The sequence below is a fragment of the Verrucosispora sp. SN26_14.1 genome, assembly GCF_004307965.1.
Taxonomy (GTDB): Bacteria; Actinomycetota; Actinomycetes; order Mycobacteriales; family Micromonosporaceae; genus Micromonospora.
In genome coordinates, this window is record NZ_SISL01000696.1 from 1 (window position 1) to 2,121 (window position 2,121).

Sequence of the window (2,121 nt, forward strand, 5' to 3'; positions counted from 1 at the left end):
GCGCGGACTCCGCGTCCTCCAGCACGAGGTGCGCGCCCCCCTCGCCGGGCACGGCACCGTCGGCGTCCGCGTCGAACGGCAGGTACGCCCGTCGCGGGTCGGTGCGGGTGCTGAACCCGCCGGTGCTGAGCCAACCGGCGAGGCCGAGCGGGCAGAGTGCGCCGTCGACGCCGCCGGTGAGCACCACCGGGGTGCCCCGACGGATCTGCCGTCGCGCGTGCCCGACCGCGTCGAGCCCGCCCGCGTGGTCGGTCACCAGGGCGGCACCCGGGCCGCGCAGGTTGTGCCGGATCGAGATCTGGCCCGAGTTGACCGCATAGAACCAGGCGAAGGACTGGTAGGCGCTGACGTGGCTGCCGCCCTTGCTCCAGAGGTTCTCCAGTTCCCGCTGCCCGAACTCGAAGCCGCCCATCGAGGAGGCGGTGGCCACACCGACGTCGTACCGGACGCCCTCGACCGCCGGCACCCCGGCGTCGGTCAGGGCCTGCTCGGCCGCGTACAGGCTCAGTCGGGTCATCCGGTCGGTCTGGGGCAGCAGCCGTCCCGGCAGGTGCTCCTCGGCGACGAAGTCGGGCACCTCACCGGCGAGCCGCAGCGGGTAGCCGGTGGCGTCGAAGCGGGTGATCGACCGGATGCCGCTGTGCCCCCGCACGGTGGCCTGCCAGTACGCCTCGACGTCGAGACCGGTGGGTGCGGCCACGCCGAGGCCGGTGACGACCGGGGCGTTCACGCGGCCCGCCGATCGGGCCGGGCCAGCACCACCGCGCTCTGGAAGCCACCGAATCCGCTGCCGACGCTGAGCACCGTGTCGGTGCGGTGCTCGCGGGCGACGTTCGGCACGTAGTCGAGGTCGCACTCGGGGTCGGGTACGTGCAGGTTGGCCGTGGGCGGCACCAGGTGGTGCTCCATCGCCAGGGCGCAGGCCACCAGTTCCAACGCCCCGATCGCGCCGAGCGAGTGCCCGATCATGGACTTGATCGAGCTGACCGGCACCCGGTGGGCGTGCGCGCCGAGGCTGCGTTTGAAGGCCGCCGTCTCGTGCCGGTCGTTCTGCTTGGTGCTGGACCCGTGGGCGTTGACGTAGTCGACCTGCTCGGGAGCCAGGTGCGCCTCGGCCAGCGCCACCCGGATCGCCTCGGCCATCTCCACGCCGTCGGCGCGCAGCCCGGTCATGTGGTAGCCGTTGCAGCGGCTGCCGAAGCCGGCGACCTCGGCGTACACCGGGGCGCCCCGGCGGCGGGCGTGCTCCAGCTCCTCCAGGACCAGCACTCCGGCGCCCTCGCCGAGCACCAGGCCGTTGCGCGTCGAGTCGAAGGGACGCGACGCGTGTTCCGGGTCGTCGTTGCGCGGGCTGGTGGCCTTGATGGCGTCGAAGCAGGCCAGGGTGATCGGTGAGATCGGCGCGTCGGTGCCGCCGGTGACCACCACGTCGGCGCTGCCCTCACGGATCAGTTCGGCGCCGTGCCCGACCGCGTCGAGGCCGGAGGTGCAGCCGTCGGAGACCAGGGCGACGGGTCCCTGCGCGCCGACGACGTGTGCCACCTCGGCCGCCACCGCGCTGGGCACGAACCAGTCGTAGAGCTGCGGCACCGCGTACGTCGGGTCGACCAGCCAGGAGCGCCCGCCGTCGCTGAGCACGACGTACTCCCGCTCCATGCTGGTGGTGCAGCCGACCGCGCAGCCCAGCGACACCGCCACCCGGTGGCCCTCCTCGCCCGGCAGGTCGAGTCCGCTGTCCGCGACCGCCTCCCGGGCGGCGACCACGGCGAACTGCGTGGCCCGGTCCATCCGCCGGGCCTCCTGTGGGCCGAGCCCGGCCTCGACCGGGTCGAAGTCGCACTCGGCGGCGATGCGCGAGCGGTAGGGCGACGGGTCGAAGGCGGTGATGCCCCGGGTTGCGGTGCGGCCTGAGGAGAGCAGGTCCCAGAACTGCTTGACGGTGCTACCACCCGGGGCGACGGCCCCGAGTCCGGTGACGACCACGCGACGGCTCATGGTCCGACGGTCGCAGCCGGTGCTCAAGCGACGGTCGAGCCCTCCTGGAAACGGAGGCCGGCCACGGCGGTGCGGGCCGTGGCGACGGCGACCAGGTCCGCGTCGCGGCTGCCGGCGTGTGCCGGG

At 73.9% G+C, this 2,121-nt stretch carries 2 protein-coding genes; both read right to left on the reverse strand.

The annotated features are described in order from the left end of the window. Nucleotides 1-730 (reverse strand): beta-ketoacyl synthase N-terminal-like domain-containing protein (locus tag EYA84_RS31010; RefSeq protein WP_275540826.1); only part of this gene is annotated, 730 nt, incomplete at its 3' end. Then, nucleotides 727-1,995, reverse strand: coding sequence for a beta-ketoacyl synthase (locus tag EYA84_RS31015; RefSeq protein ID WP_131057750.1), 1,269 nt, complete (start codon nt 1,993-1,995; stop codon nt 727-729). The genes EYA84_RS31010 and EYA84_RS31015, both read right to left, overlap by 4 nt. Nucleotides 1,996-2,121: the final 126 nt, after the last annotated feature.

Excerpts from the sequence above, each read along its gene's own strand:
- EYA84_RS31015 (WP_131057750.1), bottom strand. The coding sequence starts at position 1,995 with ATGAGCCGTCGCGTGGTCGTCACCGGACTCGGGGCCGTCGCCCCGGGT.